Annotated in this window: 17 protein-coding genes and 1 tRNA gene; 5 read left to right on the plus strand and 13 right to left on the minus strand. The window is 68.2% G+C overall.

Going from position 1 to position 21,267, the window contains the following annotated elements; translation table 11 throughout:
- Positions 1-16 precede the first annotated feature (16 nt).
- Positions 17-2,155: a hybrid sensor histidine kinase/response regulator gene (locus NO878_RS09785; protein WP_256405803.1), complete on the plus strand. Its 2,139-nt coding sequence runs from the start codon at positions 17-19 to the stop codon at positions 2,153-2,155.
- Between the two features lie 145 nt (positions 2,156-2,300).
- Here NO878_RS09785 and katG read toward each other — a convergent pair whose 3' ends face one another.
- The 9 genes from katG to NO878_RS09830 all read right to left on the minus strand — a co-directional run bounded on the left by katG (position 2,301) and on the right by NO878_RS09830 (position 12,955).
- Complete coding sequence (katG, locus tag NO878_RS09790) at positions 2,301-4,580, minus strand: catalase/peroxidase HPI (protein ID WP_256405804.1); 2,280 nt, start codon at positions 4,578-4,580, stop codon at positions 2,301-2,303.
- Between the two features lie 87 nt (positions 4,581-4,667).
- Complete coding sequence (locus NO878_RS09795) at positions 4,668-5,837, minus strand: DR2241 family protein (protein ID WP_256405805.1); 1,170 nt, start codon at positions 5,835-5,837, stop codon at positions 4,668-4,670.
- Between the two features lies 1 nt (position 5,838).
- Positions 5,839-6,702 (minus strand): CbiX/SirB N-terminal domain-containing protein, encoded by an 864-nt coding sequence (locus tag NO878_RS09800; RefSeq protein WP_256405806.1) that lies wholly within the window; start codon positions 6,700-6,702, stop codon positions 5,839-5,841.
- Positions 6,703-6,771: 69 nt separating this feature from the next.
- Positions 6,772-8,016 carry an outer membrane protein assembly factor BamB family protein gene (locus tag NO878_RS09805; protein ID WP_256405807.1) on the minus strand — a complete coding sequence of 415 codons (1,245 nt, stop codon included), beginning with the start codon at positions 8,014-8,016 and terminating at the stop codon, positions 6,772-6,774.
- Positions 8,017-8,070: 54 nt separating this feature from the next.
- On the minus strand, positions 8,071-9,732 hold the full coding sequence (locus NO878_RS09810; RefSeq protein WP_256405808.1) for a methyl-accepting chemotaxis protein: 1,662 nt from the start codon (positions 9,730-9,732) through the stop codon (positions 8,071-8,073).
- A gap of 180 nt (positions 9,733-9,912) precedes the next feature.
- Positions 9,913-9,985, minus strand: a tRNA-Gln gene (locus NO878_RS09815).
- Between the two features lie 164 nt (positions 9,986-10,149).
- Positions 10,150-10,617, minus strand: a complete 468-nt coding sequence (locus tag NO878_RS09820; RefSeq protein ID WP_256405809.1) for a FlaD/FlaE family flagellar protein — start codon at positions 10,615-10,617, stop codon at positions 10,150-10,152.
- A 92-nt stretch (positions 10,618-10,709) separates the two neighbouring features.
- Positions 10,710-12,425, minus strand: coding sequence for a sensor histidine kinase (locus NO878_RS09825; protein ID WP_256405810.1), 1,716 nt, complete (start codon positions 12,423-12,425; stop codon positions 10,710-10,712).
- Between the two features lie 80 nt (positions 12,426-12,505).
- On the minus strand, positions 12,506-12,955 hold the full coding sequence (locus NO878_RS09830) for a pyridoxamine 5'-phosphate oxidase family protein (protein ID WP_256405811.1): 450 nt from the start codon (positions 12,953-12,955) through the stop codon (positions 12,506-12,508).
- Positions 12,956-13,103: 148 nt separating this feature from the next.
- On the opposite strand from NO878_RS09830, the gene NO878_RS09835 reads away from it, so the two are divergent.
- Entirely contained in the window at positions 13,104-13,676 is a 573-nt protein-coding gene (locus NO878_RS09835) for an IMP cyclohydrolase (RefSeq protein ID WP_256405812.1), read from the plus strand.
- Here the strand turns inward: NO878_RS09835 and NO878_RS09840 are convergent.
- Both NO878_RS09840 and NO878_RS09845 read right to left on the minus strand, forming a co-directional pair.
- The gene (locus NO878_RS09840) at positions 13,663-15,339 is read right to left on the minus strand and encodes a thiamine pyrophosphate-binding protein (protein WP_256405813.1); all 1,677 of its coding nucleotides are present in this window, start codon (positions 15,337-15,339) and stop codon (positions 13,663-13,665) included. The genes NO878_RS09835 and NO878_RS09840 overlap by 14 nt on opposite strands.
- A gap of 222 nt (positions 15,340-15,561) precedes the next feature.
- A complete protein-coding gene (locus NO878_RS09845) occupies positions 15,562-15,810 on the minus strand; it encodes a hypothetical protein (RefSeq protein WP_256405814.1) in 249 nt (82 codons plus the stop codon).
- Positions 15,811-16,064: 254 nt separating this feature from the next.
- On the opposite strand from NO878_RS09845, the gene NO878_RS09850 reads away from it, so the two are divergent.
- Entirely contained in the window at positions 16,065-16,742 is a 678-nt protein-coding gene (locus NO878_RS09850; RefSeq protein WP_256405815.1) for a metallophosphoesterase family protein, read from the plus strand.
- 9 nt (positions 16,743-16,751) lie between these two features.
- On the opposite strand, the gene NO878_RS09855 is transcribed toward NO878_RS09850, so the two are convergent.
- Positions 16,752-17,933 (minus strand): aspartate kinase, encoded by a 1,182-nt coding sequence (locus NO878_RS09855; RefSeq protein WP_256405816.1) that lies wholly within the window; start codon positions 17,931-17,933, stop codon positions 16,752-16,754.
- A gap of 203 nt (positions 17,934-18,136) precedes the next feature.
- Between NO878_RS09855 and NO878_RS09860 the strand changes: the two genes are divergently transcribed.
- Positions 18,137-18,568, plus strand: coding sequence for a hypothetical protein (locus tag NO878_RS09860; RefSeq protein WP_256405817.1), 432 nt, complete (start codon positions 18,137-18,139; stop codon positions 18,566-18,568).
- Positions 18,569-18,584: 16 nt separating this feature from the next.
- Here the strand turns inward: NO878_RS09860 and NO878_RS09865 are convergent, their stop codons facing one another.
- The gene (locus NO878_RS09865) at positions 18,585-20,240 is read right to left on the minus strand and encodes a DNA-directed DNA polymerase II small subunit (RefSeq protein WP_256405818.1); all 1,656 of its coding nucleotides are present in this window, start codon (positions 20,238-20,240) and stop codon (positions 18,585-18,587) included.
- Between the two features lie 88 nt (positions 20,241-20,328).
- Between NO878_RS09865 and NO878_RS09870 the strand changes: the two genes are divergently transcribed.
- A complete protein-coding gene (locus tag NO878_RS09870; RefSeq protein WP_256405819.1) occupies positions 20,329-21,201 on the plus strand; it encodes a S26 family signal peptidase in 873 nt (290 codons plus the stop codon).
- Positions 21,202-21,267: the final 66 nt, after the last annotated feature.

The following is a 21,267-nucleotide window of genomic DNA, read 5'->3' on the forward strand; positions in this document are numbered from 1 at the left end:
CCAATATCAGGACGAGATGGGGACACCGATCCAGGTGTTGCACGTCGACGACGATTCAGCGTTCGCCGAGATGACGGCCGAGTTTCTAGAGCGGGAAGATGAGCGATTCGACGTCCAGACGGCAGGCAGCGCCGCCGAGGGACTGGAACGGGTCCGAGCAGGTGGGATCGACTGTATCGTCTCCGACTACGACATGCCCCGGCAGAACGGCATCGAATTTCTCGAATCTGTCCGGGAGAACCACCCCGACGTCCCGTTCGTTCTCTTCACCGGGAAGGGAAGCGAGGAGGTGGCAAGCGAGGCCATCTCCGCGGGCGTCACCGACTACCTCGAGAAAGGTGGGGGACCGAGTCAGTACACCGTCCTCGCGAACAGGGTGGGAAACGCGGTGGAGCAGTACCGCTCGCGTCGGGAACTCGAAGCCAGCCGCGAGCGGCTCTCGCTGTTCTTCGAGCAGTCGCCGCTCGGGGTGATCGAGTGGAACGACGAGTTCGAAATCGCCCGCGTCAACGAGGCGGCCGTGGAGATTCTCGGCTACGACGCCGAGGTGTTGCGCGGGAAGTCCTGGCGGTGGATCATCCCCGACACCGAGGTCGAACATGTCGGCGACGTCGTCGATGCCCTGTTGGCGAATCGGGGCGGCTACCGGAGCGTCAACGAGAACGTCCGCCCGGACGGCGAACGGATCGTCTGTGAGTGGCACAATCGGATCGTGACCGACAACGACGGGAACATGCTCGCCGCCTTCTCACAGTTCCAGGACGTCACCGAGCGCGAGGAACGCGAGAAACGGCTCCGGCGGAGTACGGCTCGGCTGGAGGCCCTCTTCGAAGAATCACCGGATATGATCAACGTCCACGACACCGAGGGAAACATCGTCGATCCGAACCCCCGACTGTGCGAGGAGACTGGATACGACGCCAACGAACTCACCGGCATGAAGGTGTGGGACCTGGATCAGACGGTCGACCCGGAGGAGTTGCGGACGGTCTGGGAGCGGATGGGCGCCGGCGACAGGCGCCGTTTCGAGGTGGTCTATCGCCGGCGCGACGGGTCGACGTTTCCGGTCGAGGTTCACGTCAGGCGCCTCGACCTGGAGGGGCAAGGGCGGTTCGTCGCCATCAGCCGCGACATCTCCGCACGAAAGAAGCGAGAACGCGACCTGAAAGAGACCAAAGAGCGGCTAGATACGGTGGCCTCGAACGTGCCGGTGGTGCTGTTCGCGCTCGACGCCGAGGGCGTCTTCACCCTGTCGGAGGGGCGCGAACTGTCGACGCTCGGTCTCGAACCCGGCGAGGTGGTCGGCGAGTCGGCGCTCGACCGCTACGCAGGGGAGCCGCAAGTGATCGACGCCATCGAGCGATCCCTCGACGGCGAGGCGGTCACCATGGTACAGGAGATCGATGACCGGTTCTTCGAGACGGAGTATCAGCCGATCTTCGACGACGACGGCACCGTCTCCGAGGTGATCGGGATCGCCACGGACATCACCGAGCGCCGGCGCCGGGAAGCGGAACTCGAACGGAAAAACGACCAGCTAGAGGAGTTCGTCGGCGTCGTCTCCCACGACCTCCAGAACCCACTGAACGTGGCCGAAGGGCGCCTCGAAATCGCCCGCGAGGCGTATGACAGCGACCACCTCGACGAGGCGGCGCGGGCACTCGACCGGATGGAGGAGTTGATCACGGACCTCCTCAGGCTGGCACGGGAGGGTGAACGGGTGAACGAAATCGAATCGGTCGCGCTGGCGGACCTCGTCGAGGACTGCTGGTACAACGTCGAGGCACCGGCCGCGGACCTCGCTGTCGAGACGCGACTGACGCTGCGGGGCGATCCGGGGCGGCTCCGACATCTGCTGACGAACCTCCTCCAAAACGCGGTCGAACACGGGTCGACGGACGGGCCGGTGACGGTGACGGTCGGCACGCTCGCCGACGGTTCGGGGTTCTACGTCGCCGACGACGGCCCCGGCATCCCCGACGACGAACGCGAGCGAATCTTCGAGAGCGGCTACTCGACGGACACGGACGGAACGGGGTTCGGCCTCGCCATCGCCAAGGAGGTCACCGAGGCCCACGGGTGGTCACTCGGCGTGACCGAGGGAGCGGCCGGCGGCGCTCGCTTCGAAATCCGCGGTGTCGACATCGTCGAGTGACAAGCGCCGACAGCGCTCGACGGTCACCACAGGTCGTCGAACGGGTTGACTGCCTCACGAGTCACTACGGGGTCGAACGCGAGACGTGAAAAGGCGGCACCGATCCGGTCCGGCTACGACGGGAACGACGGCGTCGTGGTCGCGATCAGTCGAGGTCGAAGCGGTCGAGTCGCATCACCTTGCTCCAGCTTTCGACGAAGTCCTCGACGAACTGCTCCTCTTCGGCCTCGGAGCCGTAGACGTCCGCGATGGCGCGAAGCCGGGCGTTGGAGCCGAAAACGAGGTCGAAGCGGGTCGCCTCCCACCGGACCTCGCCGGTGTCCCGGTCGACGCCCTCGAACACGGGGTCGTCATCAGCGGTCGACTGCCACTCCGTGTCCATGTCGAGCAGGTTCGTGAAGAAGTCGTTTGTCAGCGTCCCCGGGCGGTCGGTGAGGACGCCGAGGTCGGAGTCCTGGTAGGTCGCACCCAGCGTGCGCAGGCCGCCGACCAGCGCCGTCATCTCGGAGGCCGTCAGATCCAGTAGCTCCGCCTTGTCGACCAGCAGTTCCTCGGCCGGCCGGTCGATATCGTCACGGAGGTAGTTGCGGAACCCGTCGGCCCTGGGCTTGAGCGCCTCGAACGAGTCGGCGTCGGTCTGCTCCGCCGAGGCGTCCGTGCGTCCCGGCTCGAACGGGACCTCGACGTCGTAGCCGGCCTCGGCCGCCGCCTCCTCGATGGCCGCGTTGCCACCGAGAACGATCAGGTCGGCGAGCGAGATGCGCGTGTCGTCCGACCGGGAGTCGTTGAACTCACCCTGAATCTCCTCGAGGGTGTCGAGCACCGTCTCCAGTTGCTGAGGCTCGTTCACTTCCCAGCTTCGCTGCGGTTCGAGGCGGATCCGGGCGCCGTTCGCGCCGCCGCGCTTGTCGCTATCGCGGTACGTCGACGCGGACGCCCAGGCGGTTTTGACTAGCTGGGCGGTGGAAAGCTCCGACTCGAGGATCGTCTCCTTGAGTTCGGCGACCGCCGCGTCGTCGACGAGGTCGTAGTCGGCGTCGGGGACGGGGTCCTGCCAGACCATCGTCTCCTCGGGGACCTCGGGACCCAGGAACCGCTCGGGCGGCCCCATGTCACGGTGGGTCAGCTTGTACCAGGCCTTCGCGAAGCTGATCCCGAACTCCATCGGGTTCTCCTGGAACGTCTCCATGATCTCGCGGTACTCGGGGTCGCGCTTCAGCGCGATGTCCGTCGTGAGCATCATGGGCGTGGCCTCCTCGTCGGGGTTCTGTGCGTCGGGTGCCGCCTCGACTGCTTCCCCGTCTTTCGGTTTCCACTGCCAGGCGCCGCCCGGCCCTTTCTCGGGTTCCCACTCGTAATCAAGCAGGTTGTTGACGTACCCCATGTCCCACTCGGTCGGCGCGGACGTCCAGGGACCCTCGATGCCGCTGGTGGTCATGCCACCGCGTTTGACGTCGTCGTCGGTCTGCCAGCCGAGGCCCATGTTCTCTATCGGGGCCGCCTCCGGCTCGGGACCGTGTGCCTCGTCCGGGTTCTCGGCGCCGTGGACCTTTCCGAACGTGTGTCCGCCGGCGATGAGAGCGGCCGTCTGCTTGTCGTCCATCGCCATCCGAGTGAACGTCTGGCGGATGTTCTTCGCGGAGGCCATCGGGTCCGGATTGCCGTCCGGTCCCTCCGGGTTCACGTAGATGAGGCCCATCACGGACGCGCCGAGGCCCTCCTGAATCTCGCCGGGTTCGTCGAACCGGTCACTGGCCTCCCACTCGTCTTCGGGACCCCAGTCGACGGCGTCGTCGCCGTCGAAGTCGTCCTCGCGGCCGCCGGCGAAGCCGAAGGTCTGGAAGCCCATCGATTCGACGGCGACGTTCCCCGCGAGGATGATCAGGTCGCCCCACGAGAGCTTGCGGCCGTACTTCTGCTTGACCGGTTCGAGCAGTCGGCGCGCCTTGTCGAGGTTCGCGTTGTCGGGCCAACTGTTGATCGGCGCGAAGCGCTGTCGACCGCCGGCCGCGCCGCCGCGGCCGTCAGCGGCGCGGTACGTCCCGGCGCTGTGCCACGCCATCCGGATCATGAACGGCCCGTAGTGGTCGTAGTCGGCCGGCCACCACTCTTGTGGGGTCGTGATTACCTCCTCGATGTCGGCTTTCACCTCCTCGAGGTCGAGTTTCTGGAACTCCTCACCGTAGTCGAAGTCGTCACCGTACGGGCCGAGGTTTCGGGCGTTTCGGTCCAGAATATCGAGGTTCAGCCGGTTCGGCCACCAGTCCTCGTTTGACTTCGGGCCGGTCTTGGTGGGCGTCGCGCCACTGTCGGCTGTCGCGCCACTATCGGCCGTCGCGCCACTATCGGCCGTCGCGCCACCGTCGGAAGCGAGGGTGTCGTCGTCCGCGTCTTCCGTACCGCGGGAGGGTGTGTCGTCCGTCATTGCTGTGTACATCTAGATGTGGATACGAGCGTACTAATCGTTGTTGTTGGCAGATGATGAACGGAGCGACGAGCGGCGGGTTGGGGGTTACTCGTCGGCGTCCGTCGGCACGCCACAGAGATTGCCCGCGTCGTCGAACAGTTTGGCGCGGAGATAGCGCGCCCGGTAGCGGTTGGCGTCGTCGCCCGTGTCGGCGTCACGAATCTCGCCGGCCCGGCCGTCGGCGACGGCGTCGATGATCGCCTCGACCTGTTCTTTCTCGCTCGGTGTGAGGTCGAACTCGTAGGTACGGGACTGTTCGGCCTCCAGTCGCGTCCACTTGCGTGCGGCGGCGATCACCAGCGAGCACGGCTCTCGACAGGGGAAGACACCCGTCCCGCCGTCACCGGACTGCGTCCGGTTGTCGTCGGCCTCCGGCCGACTGCCCGGGGACCGTCGGTCCCCGCCGTCAACATCCAGCGGCGTCTCGTCGTCGTACTCCCACTCGCGGCGCTTGAGACACTGGGAGTCGTCACAGCAGGCCTCGGCGACCCAGTTCACGTGGTCGTGGCCGTCACCCCGGTCCCACGTCTCCACGACGCCGTAGATACCGGTCTGGCGCGAGACGGCCTCGTGCCAGTGGGTGACATCGAGTGTCCCCTCGCGCTCGCGGTGCCAGTTGGCGACCGTCGCCGGATAGAGGCCGTCGACGGCCCGCACCGCCGCCGCGGGGTCGAGGTCGACGAACACCCATCCGTGGGGGAGCGTCGGCGCCGTCGACAGCGGCCGGTAGTCGCCGTCATCGTCGGTTTTCCGGAGTCGGCGCGCCTCGTGGGGGTCGGCGTGGACGGTCAGCGCCGACCGGTCGGCGTCGGCGTCGTCGACGTGTCGGAGTTCGTAGCGACGACGGCCACCCTCGGCCGCGCGGGCGGTGACGGCAACCTGTCCCCACTCGCGAGTGATCCCGTCGGCGTCGCGGAGTCGGGCGTCTCGCTCGGGGACCGATAGGTCGTCCGCCCGCTCAACCCACCGGAGGAACGCCCACTCGGCCTGGCGCTGGGGGGCGTGCTGGTGCCAGAACAGCCAGTTCTCGACGTGCGGGCGGTGTCGGTCGACGGCGTCGGCCAACTCGCTCGCTGAGAGACCGTCGTAGCGGGCGTCGGGCACGGCGAATCGGAAGCCGTCGGCGTCGCGCGCCACCGTGAGACCGTCGAAGTCGACGCCATCGGCGGCGGCCTCGCGGAGCGCGTCGACGGGCGTGGGGTCGGCGTCCGACATCTCAGTCACCGTCGGCGGCGGCCGTCGGCGCGCGTGAAATTCGCATCTCGGCGTCGACGTCGGCGCCCGCGTCGGCCGCGCGTTCGAGGATCACGTCGGCCATGAGCGGTTCCGTCCCGATGGCGCCGGCGTACCAGATGTCGTGTCCGTCGAGGCGCGCCGGAACCGCGTACCCGTCGTCGTCGGCGATACCCATATCCGCCGGAATGTCCTCCTGGGTGTGGTAACCGTCGGCGACGAAAAGTGGGACGACGACGATATCCTCGCTCTCGAAGTGGTCGGTCACGTCGTCGACTTCGGGCGCTTCGTCCATGAACAGTGCCCGGACCTCCGCGAACCGGTCGCGGTCACGCACCCGGTCGGCGTGGTACTGGATGGCTTTCGCGGAGTTCTCGTTGCGCTTGGTGCCGTGGCCGACGACTGCCAGTCCGACGCCCTCACCGACCGCCGAGTCACCGGTGACCGTCTCGGCCCGGCGAACGATCACGTCGGTCATCGCGTCGTGGGTCCCGACCGGGCCACAGTAGTGGACGGTCTTGTCCACGTCCGTGGGACGGAGCGTGACCGAGTCGGCGCTCGTGCCGTCGGAACCCCAGTCCGTGACGTCGAAATCGAGGCGGAGTTCCCGCGGGATCACCTCCTCGGTGAAGTAGCCCTCGCTGACGAACAGCGGGACGACGTACACCTCGTCGGCGGCCACCGTCCGGAGAGCGTTGCGAAACGACGGCTCCTCCTTCCAGTAGGCCTCCCGAACCTCGGCGAACGCGCCTGCGGCCCGGATGGCGTCGGCGTGGTCCTGTGCCGGCGTGCTCGACCGGGGGTTGAGGTGAGAGCCGTGCGCGACGACCAGTAATGCCTCACTCATTGGCGGGGGTACGTTCGTCGGAGGCTTAGGCCCTCCGTCCCGCGGAGCCGTGAGAGCGCCCGGGAACCCCTAGGCCGCGCCGATCTTGTACACCCCGCCGGCCCGCCCGTCGCCGCCGTCGAGGAACGACTCGGCGGCGCGGTCGGCGAAGTAGACAGCCCCATCGACGACTACCGGCGTACTCGTCACGTCGCCGACGCCGTCGACCGCCCAGACGCGGTCGCCGGTCCGCTTGTCGAGCGCGTAGCAGGAGCGGTCGTACGAGCCGACGAGGACGTGATCGCCGGCGACGGTCGGACAGCCGGTGATCCGGCCGCCGGTGTCGAACGTCCACCGGACGGCACCGCTCGCGGCATCCAAGGCGTAACACCGCGAGTCGTGACTGCCGACGTAGACGGTGTCCGTCGCCGCTTCGACTGCTGGACCGGACATCACGCGCCCGTCGGTCTCGGCGGCCCATTCGTGGCGACCGTCCGCGAGGTCGACACGGTAGACGCGCCGGTCCCAGGAGCCGAAAAAGGCACTCCCGTCGTGGATGGCGACGGGTCCTTTGATCGCGTCGCCCGTCTCGAACGACCACGCGAACGACAGGTCAGGATACGTCCAGGCGTACAGGTGACCGTCGTTGGCGCCGACCACCAGCCGACCGGCCGCGGGGTCGATGGCGGCCGTCGAGTGGGGGTGGTCGGTCGGCCGCCGGTCGTCCCACACCACCTCACCGGTGACGGCGTCGACGCCAAACATCGCGCCACTCGGCTCGTAATACTCGACGGCGATGTGGACGACCCCGTCGTGATACCCCGGACTCGATCCGATGGCGTCACCGAGGCTCCGACGCCAGAACCGCTCGCCAGTCGCTAGGTCGAACGCGTAGAGCGCGCCGTCGTACGCGCCGACGTAGACCGTCTCGTTGGCGAGAGCGGGAGTGCCGTGAATTCCGCGCGCCGTCTCCTCGACGGCGGCGGTCCAGACGATATCTCCGGCGGGCGTGACCCGGCGGACGACACCGTCGTCGCCGGGAACCACGACGTCCCCGTCCGGCGCCGGGACGGGACTGGCCTTCGCGGCCGTGTGATCGCCCGTGTTCACGCCTCGGTGGACCCACTCGACGGCTGGGTCGACGGGGACCGTCGCGTCGGGGAAGACCCCTTGGCGTCGCGGGCCGCCCCGGAACTGCACGGTGGCGGCCGCCGACGGCGGGGGGCCGTCGTCGTCGATGGGGTCGGGATCGGTCCGCGGGGCGGAGAGACACCCGGTCACGGCGCCGGTCAGGGCGAACGCGGCGGTTCCGAGGACGGCACGGCGAGAGCGCATACGCCCACGACCGACGCCCGACGGATATACGCTGTGTCGGCCGTGGTGTCGCCGTCACCCGCTCCCGACGCCGTCGGCCGGCGCCCCCGCCGTCTCGAACACCGCCACCTGTTCGTGGAGTTTCGTCCCGGACCGGTTCACCCGCTGAGCCATCGTGGACACCTCCTCCATCGCCGAGGACTGCTGTTCGACGCCCGCCGAGATCTGGTTGACGGAACTCGCGATTTCCTCGGACATGGCGGACGTATCCTCGACGACCACGTTCACCGCCTCGGCCTCCTCGGCCTGTGACCGAACCGCATCGCTGATCTCGCTCACCCCCTCGCTGGCCTCCTCGGCCGCCGCGTCGATGTCGTCGAGAACCGCGACGACCTCCTCGACTGCGGCCACCCCCTCTGTCACTTCCGCCATCGTCTCCTCGACCCGTTTGGCGACGGTCGCGGTCTGTGCCTGTGTCGCCTCGATAATCTCCGCGATATCTTGGGTTGCGTTCTGTGAGTCCTCCGCCAGCGACTTGATCTCGTCCGCGACGACCGCGAACCCGTCACCGTCGGCGGAGTCGCCACCGCCCCCGGCGCGGGCGGCCTCGATGTTCGCGTTCAGTGCCAGCAGATTCGTCTCGTCGGCAATATCGGAGATGAACGCCGAGATGTCACCGATCTCGTCCATCTGATCCTCCAAGTCGTCGATATCGTCCTCGATCCGGTCGGCGGCGGCGGCCGCACTCCGGATCCGGTCGATTGCCTCCGTCACTTCGTCGGCGCCCGCGGCCGCCAACGACGCCGCACGCTCGGACTGGTCGTTCACCTCGCTGGCCGAGGCGCTCACCTCCTCGACCGACGCCGAGAGGTTCGCGATGTTCTCGCTGGCCTGTTCGGCCTTCGTCGCGAGGTCGTCCGTCCCCGCGACGATTTCACCACTCGACGAGTCGATCTCCTGGATGGAACTGGTCACCTCCTCGGCGGTACTGCTGAGGGCCTCGCTGGTGTCGACCAGTTCGTCGGCGACGGACACGATGCCGCCGATCATCTCCTCGAGGTGTGCCGCCATCTCGTTGAGACTGTCTGTCACCGCCAGCAGATCATCGTCGACGAACGCCGGGTCGTCGAGCGAGGCACGAGCGCCGAGGTCACCGTTCTCGATTGCCCCCATGGTAGACTGGAGTTCGCCGACGAGTTCGCGGAGTTCCGCCTGTTTCAGGGCGTCCTCGGTGCGGTCGTGAATCATCTCGACGACGGCCTCGACGTTCCCGTCGTCGTCGTAGAGCGGCGCCGCGTTGAACTCGATGTGGCGGTCGTCACCGTTCGCGTCCTTCATCACGCTCTCGTCGGCGTAGAGGGTGTAGCCGACGTCGTCGACCCGTGGGACACCGTACTCCTCGTCCGCGCTCTCGGGGGCCGCGAGAATCTTATCCGCGAGGGTCTCCGCTCGGCGTCCGTCGTGGTAGAACGCCGGGCCGACCACTCCGTGTTCGCGGGCGAGTTGTCGTGCCCGCTCTTGATTCTCGCCGGTCAGCATCTCCAGCGCACGGTTCCACTTGACGACGTCGCCGTCGGCGTCGAGAACGAAAATCGGCGTGTCGATGTGATCGAGGATCGCCCGAAATCCGACGTCAAATGTCCCCGCCCCGTCCGCGTTCGGTTCCGGGTCGTCGTCCGTCGGTTCGGCCCCTGCCCCAGAGGGGCTGTCTCCACCGAGCAGCGAAAGAACGTTCATACACGAATTTCGGCCGTTCGGCGATATAAAAACCACGTGGCCGGTTTTCAGTTCCGAAAATCGAATCGGAGACAACTACTGTGAGCGCTCGTTCATTCCGAACACGCTAGAGCCGACGAGGCGGGACAGAATCCCGGTCGACGCGACACGCGTCACTGCCGGTTGTGTGAGAATGTCGAGTAGTCCCACCAGGATTCGAACCTGGGTCGAAGCCCCCAGAAGGCTTCAGGATTGGCCGCTACCCCATGGGACTGACAGTCCCGGACGGTGATGTCCGGTGGACACCAGCTACTACCCGCGAAGCGCATATGAGTGTTGCGAAGTCGGAGCGGACCGCAGGGGACCGAAACCTCGGGGGACCGCCATTCCGTGCCGTCCTCGCGGCGGTGAGTCGTGTGGCGGGACGGGCCGGACCGATCAGTCGTCGACGCCAAGCAACCGAACCACGTGCGCGAAGCTCAGGAGGTGATCCGCACGGTCGAGTTCGCCGTCACCGGGGTCGAGAGCGGCAACGGCGTCGGCGACGCGGGCGTCGAGTGTCGCCGCGGCGTCCTCGCCGAGCCAGCCGAGCGCGCGGTAGCGGTCGATAGCGTCCCGCGTCGCCGTCTCGCCCGCGGTTCGGACGAGGTACGCGATCCAGTCGCGCCCGACGCGGCGGGCCGCAGCCGCGTTCGGGAAGGCGGAGAGGTAGGGCCGCTCCCCGAGGGCGGCCGGATCGACGCCGCCGATGGCGACCAGCCGTTCGCACTGGGCGCGGGAGGGTTCGTCGGGTGCGGCCGGCCGGTAGCCCGATCCCTCGACTGGGGGAAGGTTGACGTCCGCGTCGGCGTCGTCGCCGGCGAGCGAGCGGAGTTCGCTCGCGTCGTACTCCGACGGATCGAACACGGGAGCAAATTCGGGCGGGAACGCTCAAGGCTCTTTGGGCGGCCGGCGACCGGCGTGTCGGTGGCGGTATCGCTCGTTTCGTGCCGCCAACCTCACTCAACCGGAATCCGCAGGGTTGCGACGGTCCCGCGAGGGCCCCGGTCGGTGTACGTCGACTCGGCCCCGAGTGCCCCGGCCGCCCAGTGGACGATCCACAGGCCGAGACCGGAGCCGTGACGGAGGGCCGTCTCCTCGCCGGCCTCGACCGCTTCGAGTTCGGCGTCGGGAATGCCAGGACCGTCGTCAAGAACCCGCACGAGCAACGTTCCGTTGGCCCGGTCGACGACGACGCGGGCCCACGCGCCACCGTCCGGACGTTCGACACCTGCGCCGTCGTGGTGGCGGATCGCGTTCTCGACGAGGTTCTCGACGGCGGCGACGAGCGCGCGCTTCGACAGGGACGCGGTGACGCCGGTGTGGACGTCGAGAGCGAGGTCTGCGCCCGGGTGGGCCTCGCGGGCCGCGGCGACGACGTCGTCGAGGGTCGCCTCGACGTCGACGGACTGTGGCCGTTCGCCGTCGATCAGGCGTTCGACGGTCCCAGCCTTGTCGCCGAGAGCGGCGAGGGCGGCCGACCGGCGCTCGATGGTGTCGGCCATATCCCGGGTCGCATCGTCGTCCAGTCGGTCGACGAGAATCTCGGCGTAGCCGTGGACGGCGCCCGCGTCGTTCCGGAGGTTGTGCCGGAGGACGCGGTTGAGCACTTCGAGTTGCTGGCGGCGGCGCTCTCGGTCGGTGACGTCCGAGCAGACGACGGTCCAGCCGACGTGGGTGTCGCCCGGGTCGCGGAGCGGCGACGCCGACACCGCGTACGTCCGGCGCTCGCCGTCGACGGTGGACTCGATGACGTTCGGGTCCGGGTCTCCCTCGGCGTCGATGTCGACGCCCACCGTCTCGTCGAGTGGGCTATCGAGGGGGCTGACGCCGGCGGCCCCGTCGACGAACGCCGACCGAGCGGCGGCGTTACACCTGACGACCCGCCGTTCCCGGTCGACGACGATGATCGGGTCCGCGAGGTCGTCGATGGCGGTTCGCTCGGCCGCACGGAGTGTCGTCGGGTCGCGCTCGAACAGTTCGGCGCGGCCGAAGGCGTACGCGTCGAGGGCGACGTGCGGGACGAACATCACCGGCGCGAGGTTCAACTGGGGGATTGGGCCGAGGCCGCCGGCCCAGGCGAGCAACGCAAAGCCGGGCGGGAGGGCGCTGACCGCGACGGCAGCCGTCTCGCGGCGGTAGAGCGGGCCGTAGTTGAGGAAGGTGTCGACGAGGAGGACGACCCCGACGGTGACCGCGAGCGTCGCCCCGCCGATGGTCAGGTAGGCGGCAGGTTCGAGGGCGTACGCCGCCGTCGCGACGCCGAAAACGGGATCGAGTCGAAACCCAGTCCACATCGCGCCGTGGAGCGGGTTCGTGACGGCGAGTCCCGTCGCGGCGACGCCGAGGGCGGCGACGGTCCCGAACGCCGGACCGGAGACGACATCGCCCCGGCCCGTGTATTCGAGCGCGAACGCGAGGAACGCGAGACCGGTCCAGACGGTTCCGGCCCAAACGAGCGATTCGAGCACGACCCGGAGCGTTGGGTCGAAGGTCAGCAGGGCGACGCCGTAGGCGCCACACCACACCGACTGGGCGAGGAGAACGCCGAGAAACCACGTCGCCCCCGGCCGGTCGCGGTAGGCGAGGACGTACCGTGCGAGCACGAGCGTCCCGGCGACGGCCGCGAACGATCCGACAGCCGGCCACGCGGGGACCGTCGCGGCGAGTGCCATACGCGGGGAGATTGATGGCGAGGGTAAAGAGGGCGTGGGTCAGACGGCGGTGACGCGGGCAGGGCCGGCGCAGGTGGGATTCACTCCGCGTCGACGGCCCGCCCCGACCGCTCCTCGATATCGAGTGCCCACACGTTGGGATGCTCCTGAAGGTTATGTGCCGAGAGGAGATCCGACTCGAAGGCGTTGTCGGCCAGTGCCGCCCGTGCGGCGTCCCACTCTCCGGGGGTGATCCGGTCGAGCGATCCCGCGACGATGACGCTCCGCCAGGTGCCCCCGGAGTCGACGTCGAAGGCGACGAAACTCGCCTGGTTGGACCGCTCGGCGTAGGTTTCCTTTCTGAGCTCCGCGGAGCGGCCGACGAACAGGAAGTAGAGATGGCCGCCGTCGTAGCCGAAGGATAGCGGGACGCCGTAGGGCACGCCGTCGGCGGTCATCGAGAGCACCCCCACACCGGTCCGCGTGAGGAACTCGTCGATTTCGGCTTCGTCCATCTCCGAGCCGAGTAGGGTCTGGTACGACGAACTCATACCAAGAATAGTCAACGATGCGAAAGGAAAAACCGGCGCGTCGTTTTCAATCGGTGGGAACAGGGTGTCCGACGGCGCGGCGGTGTCACTCTCTGCGGCTCCCGCGGGAAAAGAAAGACCCACGTAGCCGGTGACGAAAGGGTCGAGCATGTACATTGGCCGCTTCGTCGTCGTCGGCCCGGGAATCGGCGCCTACCGCGTCTCCTCCCGGTCGTTCCCGAACCGTCGGATCGTCGAACGCGACGACGCGCTCACCGTCGCGCCCACGCCCGATGCACCCGAAACAGACAACCCGTACGTCTCGTACAACTGCGTGCGGGAAAGCGAGGGGCAGGCGGTGCTCGGTAACGGCTCGCACGTCGATCCGGTGACGGAGAAACTCGATCTGGGCTATCCGGCACGGGACGCGCTGGCGACGGCCCTGCTCTCGCTCGACTACGAGAAAGACGACTACGACACCCCACGGGTCGCCGGGGTCGTCGGGCCGGATGCGGCGACGGTGGGTATCGTCCGCCGGAACGCGCTGGTGGTCGAACAGGTTACGGAGCCGACCCTCGTCGCCACCTACGAAGAAAATCGGCCGCGGGCGTTCGGCTTCGACGCGGACGACGCCACGGCGGCGGCCCGCGAGGCGTACGACCTCGACTTCGAACATGCGGTCTGTGCGGCGGGGGTCGCCGTCGACGACGGCATCGAGACGGCCGTCGTCAACGGGGAGTAGCGTCGGGAGCCACTGTGGGGTCGAGGTGGACGTCGACGACCGACGGGCCGTCGACGGCCAGCGCCGCGTCAAGCGTTCGCTCGACATCGTCGGGGTCGTCGAGACGAAAGCCTTGAGCACCGAACACCTCGGCGAGGACGTCGAACTGCGGGACGCCAGCACGTGTCGGTGCCGTCCGGGAGTCCGCGGACGAGTTGTCTCCGGACCGACAGGCCGACCCGGGGTCGGCGTCGTTCAGGACGACCACCGTCAGATCGAGCTTCTCGCGAACGGCCACGGCCAGTTCCTGCTGTGTCGTCAGAAACGAGTCGTCGCCCTCGAAGCAGACGACCGACCGGTCGCCGCCGGTGGCCACGCAGGCACCGATGGCCGCGGGCAGTCCGTAGCCCATCGTGCCTAGTCCATTCGGGGCGAGCCACGTCCGCGGGTGCCCGAAGGTCCAGTACCGCATCGCCCACAGTCGGTGTCGACCGCCGCCGGCCGTGACGAGCGTGTCGTCGGGGGTCAGTTCGTCGAGGCCTTCGACGACGGCCCGTGGATGCAGCGATCCGTCCGTAGGCGTATCGTCAGGCGAGTGCTCACGCCGCCACGCTTCGAACTGCGCCCGCCACGCCGCCAAGGCCGGTGATCGGGGCATCGCGTCGAACAGTCGGCCGAGGAGCGTCCCGATGTCGCCGACCAGCGAATCGTCCGGAACACCCCCATTCGTCGCGGTGGCGTCGACACCGAGGTGGACGAACTCGGCGGCGGGAGCGATCGACTCGCTACCCGGGCGCCGGTCGGCAACGCGCGTCCCGACGGCAAGGACGAGGTCGGCGTTGGCAAGCGTCAGGTTCGCCGTCGCGGTGCCGTCGGTCCCCGCAACCGAGAGGGCGAGCGAGTGGTCCTCCGGAAACGAGCCCAGGCCCAACGGGGTCGTTGCCACCGGGAGACCGTGTGCGGTCGCGAACGCCTGGAGTTCGTCGCTAGCCTCGGCCGAGATCACGCCACCGCCCGCGAGGACGACCGGACGCTCGGCGTATGCGAGGGCCTCGGCGGCCGCCCGCACCGACGCCGGATCGACACGCGTCGGGGCGTCGGTCTCCGTCGGAGAGGCCGGCGAGCGCTCGGTCGTCGCCAGCGTGACGTCCTTGGGGAGGTCGACCAGCGTCGGACCGGGGCGGCCCGCACGAGCGAGGGCGAACGCCTCGGCGACGGTGTCGCCGGCCGCGTCGACGTCGGTCACCAGGTAGTTCGTCTTGGTTACCGGCTGAGTCACGCCAATCGTGGCTGCCTCCTGGAACGCGTCCCGCCCGATGAGGTGGGACGGCGCTTGGCCGGTCAGGGCGAGGACGGGAGCGGCGTTCGCCCTGGCGTCGGCCAGTCCCGTAACGAGGTTCGTCGATCCGGGGCCGGACGTCGCCAGGCAGACACCGGGCGAACCGGAGACGGCGCCGTACGCCTCGGCCGCGTGGACCGCGCTCCGCTCGTGGGCCATGGTGACGTGGTCCATTGGCGCGTCGTAGAGGGCGTCGTAGACGGGCATGATCGCCCCGCCCTGGACGCCGAACAGGTGGTCGATACCGGCCCGTTCGAGCGTCGCGACGGCCGCCTCGCCGCCGGTTCTGGAAGTCGTTGTCGATACGTCGTCCGCGTGCTGCGCCGGTGCCGATTGGTTTGACATCTGGTGGATTGGGGGGTCTGGACCGCCACGACCGCCAGACCGACGGCGTCACTCCGAAGCGATTCGAACGGGCCGAGAACAGAGGATAGTGAGGTGGGGCGTTACTGGGGAGCCCCGATAATGGCGAGGCGAGCGACGCCGCCGACGGTCCCGCTGCTCCGGAGGGGTGACCCCGTCCGCGCAGCGAGTCGACGCATACGTGATACGTCTTCGTACCGGATCTTAACTATTTCGCTGCCGTGCCCGGCGTACCTCAGGAACCGGGCGAATCACGCCGAACAGCAGTCGATTGGCGGCGAATCCGATGGCGAGGCCAAAGAGGAGGAGTGGAATCGCCGGGAGCGGGTCGGACCCGGTCGCCACCCACCAGACGATGCCGACTACGGCGAGGACGGCGGCGGAATACAGGAGATAGCGACCGAGACGGCTGCGGTCCGCGGCGGCGGTGAGGAGACTCCACCCCAGTGCCACGAGAGGGACGGACCACCAGCCAGTCGAGGGGAGGCCGCTCGTCGAGACAGCGTCGCGGTGACGAACGTCAAACAGGCGACGCCGAGTTCGAGGCGGACGATGCGCTGGTCGAGAACGTCGTCCGGATCGGTGGGAGGGACGGACTCGGTGGCGGGAGCGGACACGGTGTCTGTTACGGCGACAGCCGTTCTAAGCGTTGGGCCGAGGGCAGGGGTCACGGCAAGGCCTAACCGCCGCCGTGTGCAAGCGACGCCATGCGCCTCGGCGTTATCTCCGACATCCACGGCAACCGAGTCGCCCTCGAAGCCGTCCTCGACGACCTGCCGGACGTGGACCAACTGGTCTGTGCGGGCGACGTAGTGGGCTACAACCCGTGGCCAGCCGACTGCGTCGCGGCGGTCCGCGAACGGTCGATTCCGACGGTGATGGGCAATCACGACCGGGCGGTCGCCGGTGACACGCCGTTTCGGTTCAATTCGATGGCGGCGGCGGGCGTCGACTACGCCCGCGAGCGACTGGACGACGACGCGCTGTCGTGGCTGGCCGCCCTCCCCCCGACGCGGACCGTCGCCGACGGCCGGGTGAAACTCGTCCACGGCCACCCTGCCGACCCCGACCGATACACCTTCCCCGACGAGTTCTCGGCGGCGATGCTCGACGAGGAGGTGCTGCTGGTGACAGGCCACACCCACGTCCAGGGTCACCGTGTCTTCGACTCGGGAGTCGTGATGAACCCGGGGAGCGTCGGCCAACCACGGGATGGCGATCCGCGGGCGGGATACGCGGTGGTCGAGGTGGGCGACGAGGCGGGCAGCGACGGGGTGACAGTCGAGGAACGCCGCGTCGCATACGACATCGACGCCGTCGTCGACGCGGTGAAGGAGGCAGGATTGCCCGAACGGATCGGGACGCGTCTGTACGACGGGGGGTAGTCGTTCCCCTCAGATCGTCTGTTCCTGCACGATTTCGAGGGTCTCCTCGCGGTCCGCCCAGTCGACGAAGATGGCGACCGAGGTGGCCGAGGTGATGAAGTCGTGGATATTGATGCCGGCCTCGGAGACGGGTTGGACGATGTCGAAGATGATCCCGGGGCGGTTCGGAAGTTCGCCGCCGGTGACCCGGATGACGGCGAACCGGCTCTCGACGGTCACCGAGGAGAGCGTCTCGTCCTCGACGACCTGTTCGTGGAGGATATACTCGGCGTCCTCGGCCAGATCCTCGTTGACGTAGAAGGTGACAGAGTCCATGCCGCTGGCGACGGCGTCGATGTTGATGTTCTCGCTCCGGAGCGCCTCCGCGAGGTCGGCGAGGATGCCCGGCCGGTTCCGCAGGGCGCGGCCGGCGACGGTGATGCAGGCGAGGGGTTCGTCCTGCATGTCGATGAGATTCTGGAACTGACCCTCGATTTTCGTGCCGCCAGTCAGGAGGTTGCCGTGCTGGTAGTGGACGACCCTGACCGTCAGTTCCTCGTCCTTGTAGGAGAGCGCGCTGGGAGCGACCACCTCGGCCCCCCGAAAGGAGAGATTCCGGAGTTCGTCGACGGTGATATTGCCGACGTTGCGCGCCCCTTCGACGACCCGGGGGTCGCCGGTCATGACGCCCTCGACGTCGGTGACGATGACCACCTCGTCGGCCTCCATGAACTTGCCGAGCATCACGGCCGTGGTGTCGCTGCCACCGCGGCCGAGCGTGGTCACCTTGCCGTCGAGAGTCTGGGCGAGAAAGCCCGTGATGACGGGGACGACGTGGTCGAGGTCGTCGGCGAGCGACTGGGCGCGTCGGAGCGTCTCCTCGGCGTCGACCTCGCCGTACTCGTCGGTGATGATCGGCCACGCCTCCGTGCCGGGTTCGACGAACATGGCCTCGACGCCGCGGGAGGCCAAGGCCGCCTTCAGCATGCGGACGCTCGTCCGCTCGCCCATGCTGACGATTTCGGCGCGGTCGGCGTCCTCCGCCTCGAACGTGATCTCTTCGAGGAGTTCGTCGGTCGTCGAGCCCATGGCACTCGCGACGATGGCGACCTCGTGGCCCTCCGTGACCGCCTTCGCGACAGTGTCGGCTGCGCGCTCGATGCGGTCGCCGCTGCCCAGCGAGGTACCGCCGAACTTCGCCACTACACGCATCGTGGAGCCTCCGCGGGTTCCGACCGGTACGCAATCATGCCATGGGGTAGCGAGGTGGACGGTAATAACTGTGTTCACTTGCCTACGGGAGGAACGAGCGCGGAGACGACAGCGGCGGGGAACGGCCGGCGAGCGGGAACTCGGGGCCGGCGAAGCGTGAACCCCACGCGAGCGTTTAAGCGGCTCCCGCCGCTACAGCGGGTATGGAAGTGCGTGACGCGGTCGAGGCCGACGCCGACGCGCTCTCGGCCATCGCGGACGTGCCGGCCGACGTGGTCAGGAACCTGATCCACGACCGGACGGTCCGGGTCGCGGTGCGCGAGCCAACGGCGGCGGGTCCGAACGCCGACGCCGACGACGACGAGGCCCGCGACGTAGACGGGTTCGTTAGCTTCGACGTCCGAAACGGGACTGTCCACGTGACGCAGTTGGCGGGGACCGAGACGGCCTGCGAGCGACTGCTCGGCGAACCCGTCCGCTTTGCGACGAGCGAGGGGATGACCGTCGAAGTGCTAGCGATCAGTGACGACGACCCCGTCCGGAGGGCCGCGGAAGCGGCCGGCTTCGAGCACGACGGACGCGGGCCTACCTTCGACGGGAAGTCGACGGTGCGCTACCGGCTCGATCCAACCTGAGCGCCGTTCGTCGCCGTCAGGCGAACTTCCGGACCGTCAGATCCAGCGTGTCCAGGTCAACGATAGGAGCGAAGCCGGCGTCGGGGTCGATGTTGACGCTCTTCTGGAAGGCCGTCTGTGCCTGCCAGCACCCGCTGTTGACCGCGAGGACGTTGTGATACTTCCCGTAGCCGAGCTTGTGAACGTGACCGGTGTGGAAGACATCGGGAACGTCCTCGACCACGAGGTAATCCCGCTCCTCGGGGGCCAGACGCATGTGTCCCCCGTACTTCGGGGCGACGTGGCGTTTCTTCAGCAGGTGGTACATCGCGCGGTGAGGGTCGTCGTAGCTCGCTTTCGCCTCGGGGAGTTCGGCGATCACCTCGTCCAGTGAGACGCCGTGGTACATCAGGATCGAGACGCCCTCGACGGTCACCGTCGAAGGGTTCCCGACGATCCGTGCGTCGTGGGCGGTCATGATGTCGCGAAGCTCCTCGTCGAAGGCCGGCTGAGGTTCGGCGAGCCGAACGGCGTCGTGGTTCCCCGGAATCATCACGATCTCCATGTCGCCGGGAACCGCCTTGAGATGCTCCGAAAACCGCTCGTACTGGTCGTAGATGTCGACGATGTCGAGTTCCTCGTCCTGATCGGGGTAGACGCCGACCCCCTCGACCATGTCGCCCGCGATCAGCAGGTACTCGACGGCCGCGGCCTCCTCGGTGTGGAGCCAGTCGGCAAAGCGCTCCCACGCGTCGGCCATGAACTCCTGGCTGCCGACGTGGACGTCGGATATCAGCGCCGCCTGCACGTGGCGGTCGGCCGTGTTCGGCCGATACGTCCGGGGCACGTCGGGGAAGTAGAGCGCGTCCACGAAGACGATGCCCGCGTCGTCCGAGAGCGTGCCCTCGACGGCGACACACTCGTCGAGGAGAAGTTCGTCGACCAGGTCGGCGATATCCCGATCCTTCGTGACCAGACAGGGGAAGGTCCCGGTCGTATCTTCGAGTTCGACGATCCAGTGGCCGTTGGCCGACGAGCGAATGTCGTTCACCAGCCCGATCATCGCCACGTCGCTCCCGCCGGGCATGTCGTCGATAGCCGACGCCGGGCGGTGGTTCACTCGCCCCCTGAGCTGTCCCGAAAGCTTCTCGTAGCGGTCGCGAAACACGGAGACGAAGTCGCCGTACTCGCCGGTACCGGTGCTCCGGCCGGTGATGTCACCGACGACCGCCGGTGGTTCGGGCTGGCGAGCCGGGGTTGCCGAGTCCGGAGACCCCTTTGTTTCAGGTGGAGTACCGCTTTTTGTCGTGGAAATATCTGTATTTTTGTTCGGAGTTGAAGCGGTGGTGTCGTCGGAGGTGGGGGCGGTACGTGCGGAATCGGGGGACGTGGCGTCGGGGGGGGCAGTGTCGGGGGACGTGGCGTCGGGGGGGGCAGTGTCGGGGGACGTGGCGTCGGGAGTCCCTGTTCCGGCGGCCGCTTCCGGGGACGGCTCGTCGTTGGCGACCGACAGCGCCGAGCGGACGTGGTCGGTCGTGAGACGGAGTGCGTCGTCGGGAGCCGTCTCGACGGCGGCGTCGACGGCCGTCGCAGGGTCGGCGGCGCCCGCCAGGAGCGTCACCGCTTCGCGTTCGGCGTTGTAGCCACGGCGGGCGAGTTCCCGGACGATCCGGGCTGGCGTCTCGAGGGGCACACGGGAGGCACGGGGAGCGCCGGCAAAAGCATGCTGGAAGGCCCCGCCGTCCAGAAGCTTCAACTCCGGTGACGGTAAACGCCCACCGATGAGTGCCGACGACGGTCCGCGACCGCCCGACCGGGAGACGGACCACGACTCCGAGCAGCGTCGGGGTCCCGGAGGGACGCTCGATCGGCTGTCGAGAAACGACGGGCTCCGCCTGGTCGTCCGTGAAACGGCACTGAGCGTCGGTGCCGTCGTCGCCATCGGGCTGTTACTCTTTGCCCTCAGCGGCGTGTGGCCGCCGATGGTCGCCGTCGAGAGCGGGAGCATGGAGCCGCACATGCACAAGGGCGACCTGGTGTTTATCACCGACACCGGGCGGTTCACACCCGACGCCGCCCACGAGGGGTCGGGCGTCGTCCCCCGGTCGGCGGGCCGTGAGGTCGGCTACTGGAAGTTCGGCGCCCACGGCTCGGTGATCGTCTACGACGAACCCGGGGGCGCGGGACCGCCGGTGATCCACCGGGCGCAGTTCTGGGTCGACGAGGGCGAGAACTGGTACGACCGCGCGAACCCCGACTACGTCGTCGGAGACAACTGCGTCGAGACGCCCAACTGCCCGGCGCCACACGCCGGGTTCGTGACGAAGGGAGACGCCAACCGCCGCTACGATCAGGTGAACGGTATCAGTCGGAGTGGACCGGTCAAACCAAGCTGGATCGTCGGGACCGCCCGGGTCAGAATCCCGTATCTCGGCTGGGTGCGACTCGGCGTCTCCGGGACCGTCCTCGGAACAACGCCGGGAGCAGCGGCGGACCCGACGGCAGTAACGCGGGCACCGACACCAGAAGGCCCGGGCACGGGTCAGGCGGCGCGTTCGACGCAGGCGAGCGCACCGACCCCGCCGAAGATCAGGAAGCCGGCACCGACGGTCACGCCGACGAGAGTGGGGAGGAGTTCGGTGGCGACCCAGTAGCTGTCGGTGACCGTCGCGACGAACGCGGTCAGACTCCAGGCGAGACAGGCGATGCCGGCGGCAACT

The organism is Haloplanus ruber, assembly GCF_024494725.1.
Taxonomy (GTDB): Archaea; Halobacteriota; Halobacteria; order Halobacteriales; family Haloferacaceae; genus Haloplanus; species Haloplanus ruber.

Bases quoted from the DNA above. Each gene is read 5' to 3' on its own strand.
- NO878_RS09855 (WP_256405816.1), bottom strand. From the start codon at position 17,933: ATGCGTGTAGTGGCGAAGTTCGGCGGTACCTCGCTGGGCAGCGGCGAC.
- NO878_RS09800 (WP_256405806.1), bottom strand. From the start codon at position 6,702: ATGAGTGAGGCATTACTGGTCGTCGCGCACGGCTCTCACCTCAACCCC.
- NO878_RS09810 (WP_256405808.1), bottom strand. From the start codon at position 9,732: ATGAACGTTCTTTCGCTGCTCGGTGGAGACAGCCCCTCTGGGGCAGGG.
- NO878_RS09830 (WP_256405811.1), bottom strand. From the start codon at position 12,955: ATGAGTTCGTCGTACCAGACCCTACTCGGCTCGGAGATGGACGAAGCC.
- NO878_RS09850 (WP_256405815.1), top strand. From the start codon at position 16,065: ATGCGCCTCGGCGTTATCTCCGACATCCACGGCAACCGAGTCGCCCTC.
- NO878_RS09805 (WP_256405807.1), bottom strand. From the start codon at position 8,016: ATGCGCTCTCGCCGTGCCGTCCTCGGAACCGCCGCGTTCGCCCTGACC.
- NO878_RS09840 (WP_256405813.1), bottom strand. From the start codon at position 15,339: ATGTCAAACCAATCGGCACCGGCGCAGCACGCGGACGACGTATCGACA.
- NO878_RS09785 (WP_256405803.1), top strand. From the start codon at position 17: ATGGGGACACCGATCCAGGTGTTGCACGTCGACGACGATTCAGCGTTC.
- NO878_RS09860 (WP_256405817.1), top strand. From the start codon at position 18,137: ATGGAAGTGCGTGACGCGGTCGAGGCCGACGCCGACGCGCTCTCGGCC.
- NO878_RS09870 (WP_256405819.1), top strand. From the start codon at position 20,329: ATGAGTGCCGACGACGGTCCGCGACCGCCCGACCGGGAGACGGACCAC.
- NO878_RS09835 (WP_256405812.1), top strand. From the start codon at position 13,104: ATGTACATTGGCCGCTTCGTCGTCGTCGGCCCGGGAATCGGCGCCTAC.
- katG (WP_256405804.1), bottom strand. From the start codon at position 4,580: ATGACGGACGACACACCCTCCCGCGGTACGGAAGACGCGGACGACGAC.
- NO878_RS09795 (WP_256405805.1), bottom strand. From the start codon at position 5,837: ATGTCGGACGCCGACCCCACGCCCGTCGACGCGCTCCGCGAGGCCGCC.
- NO878_RS09825 (WP_256405810.1), bottom strand. From the start codon at position 12,425: ATGGCACTCGCCGCGACGGTCCCCGCGTGGCCGGCTGTCGGATCGTTC.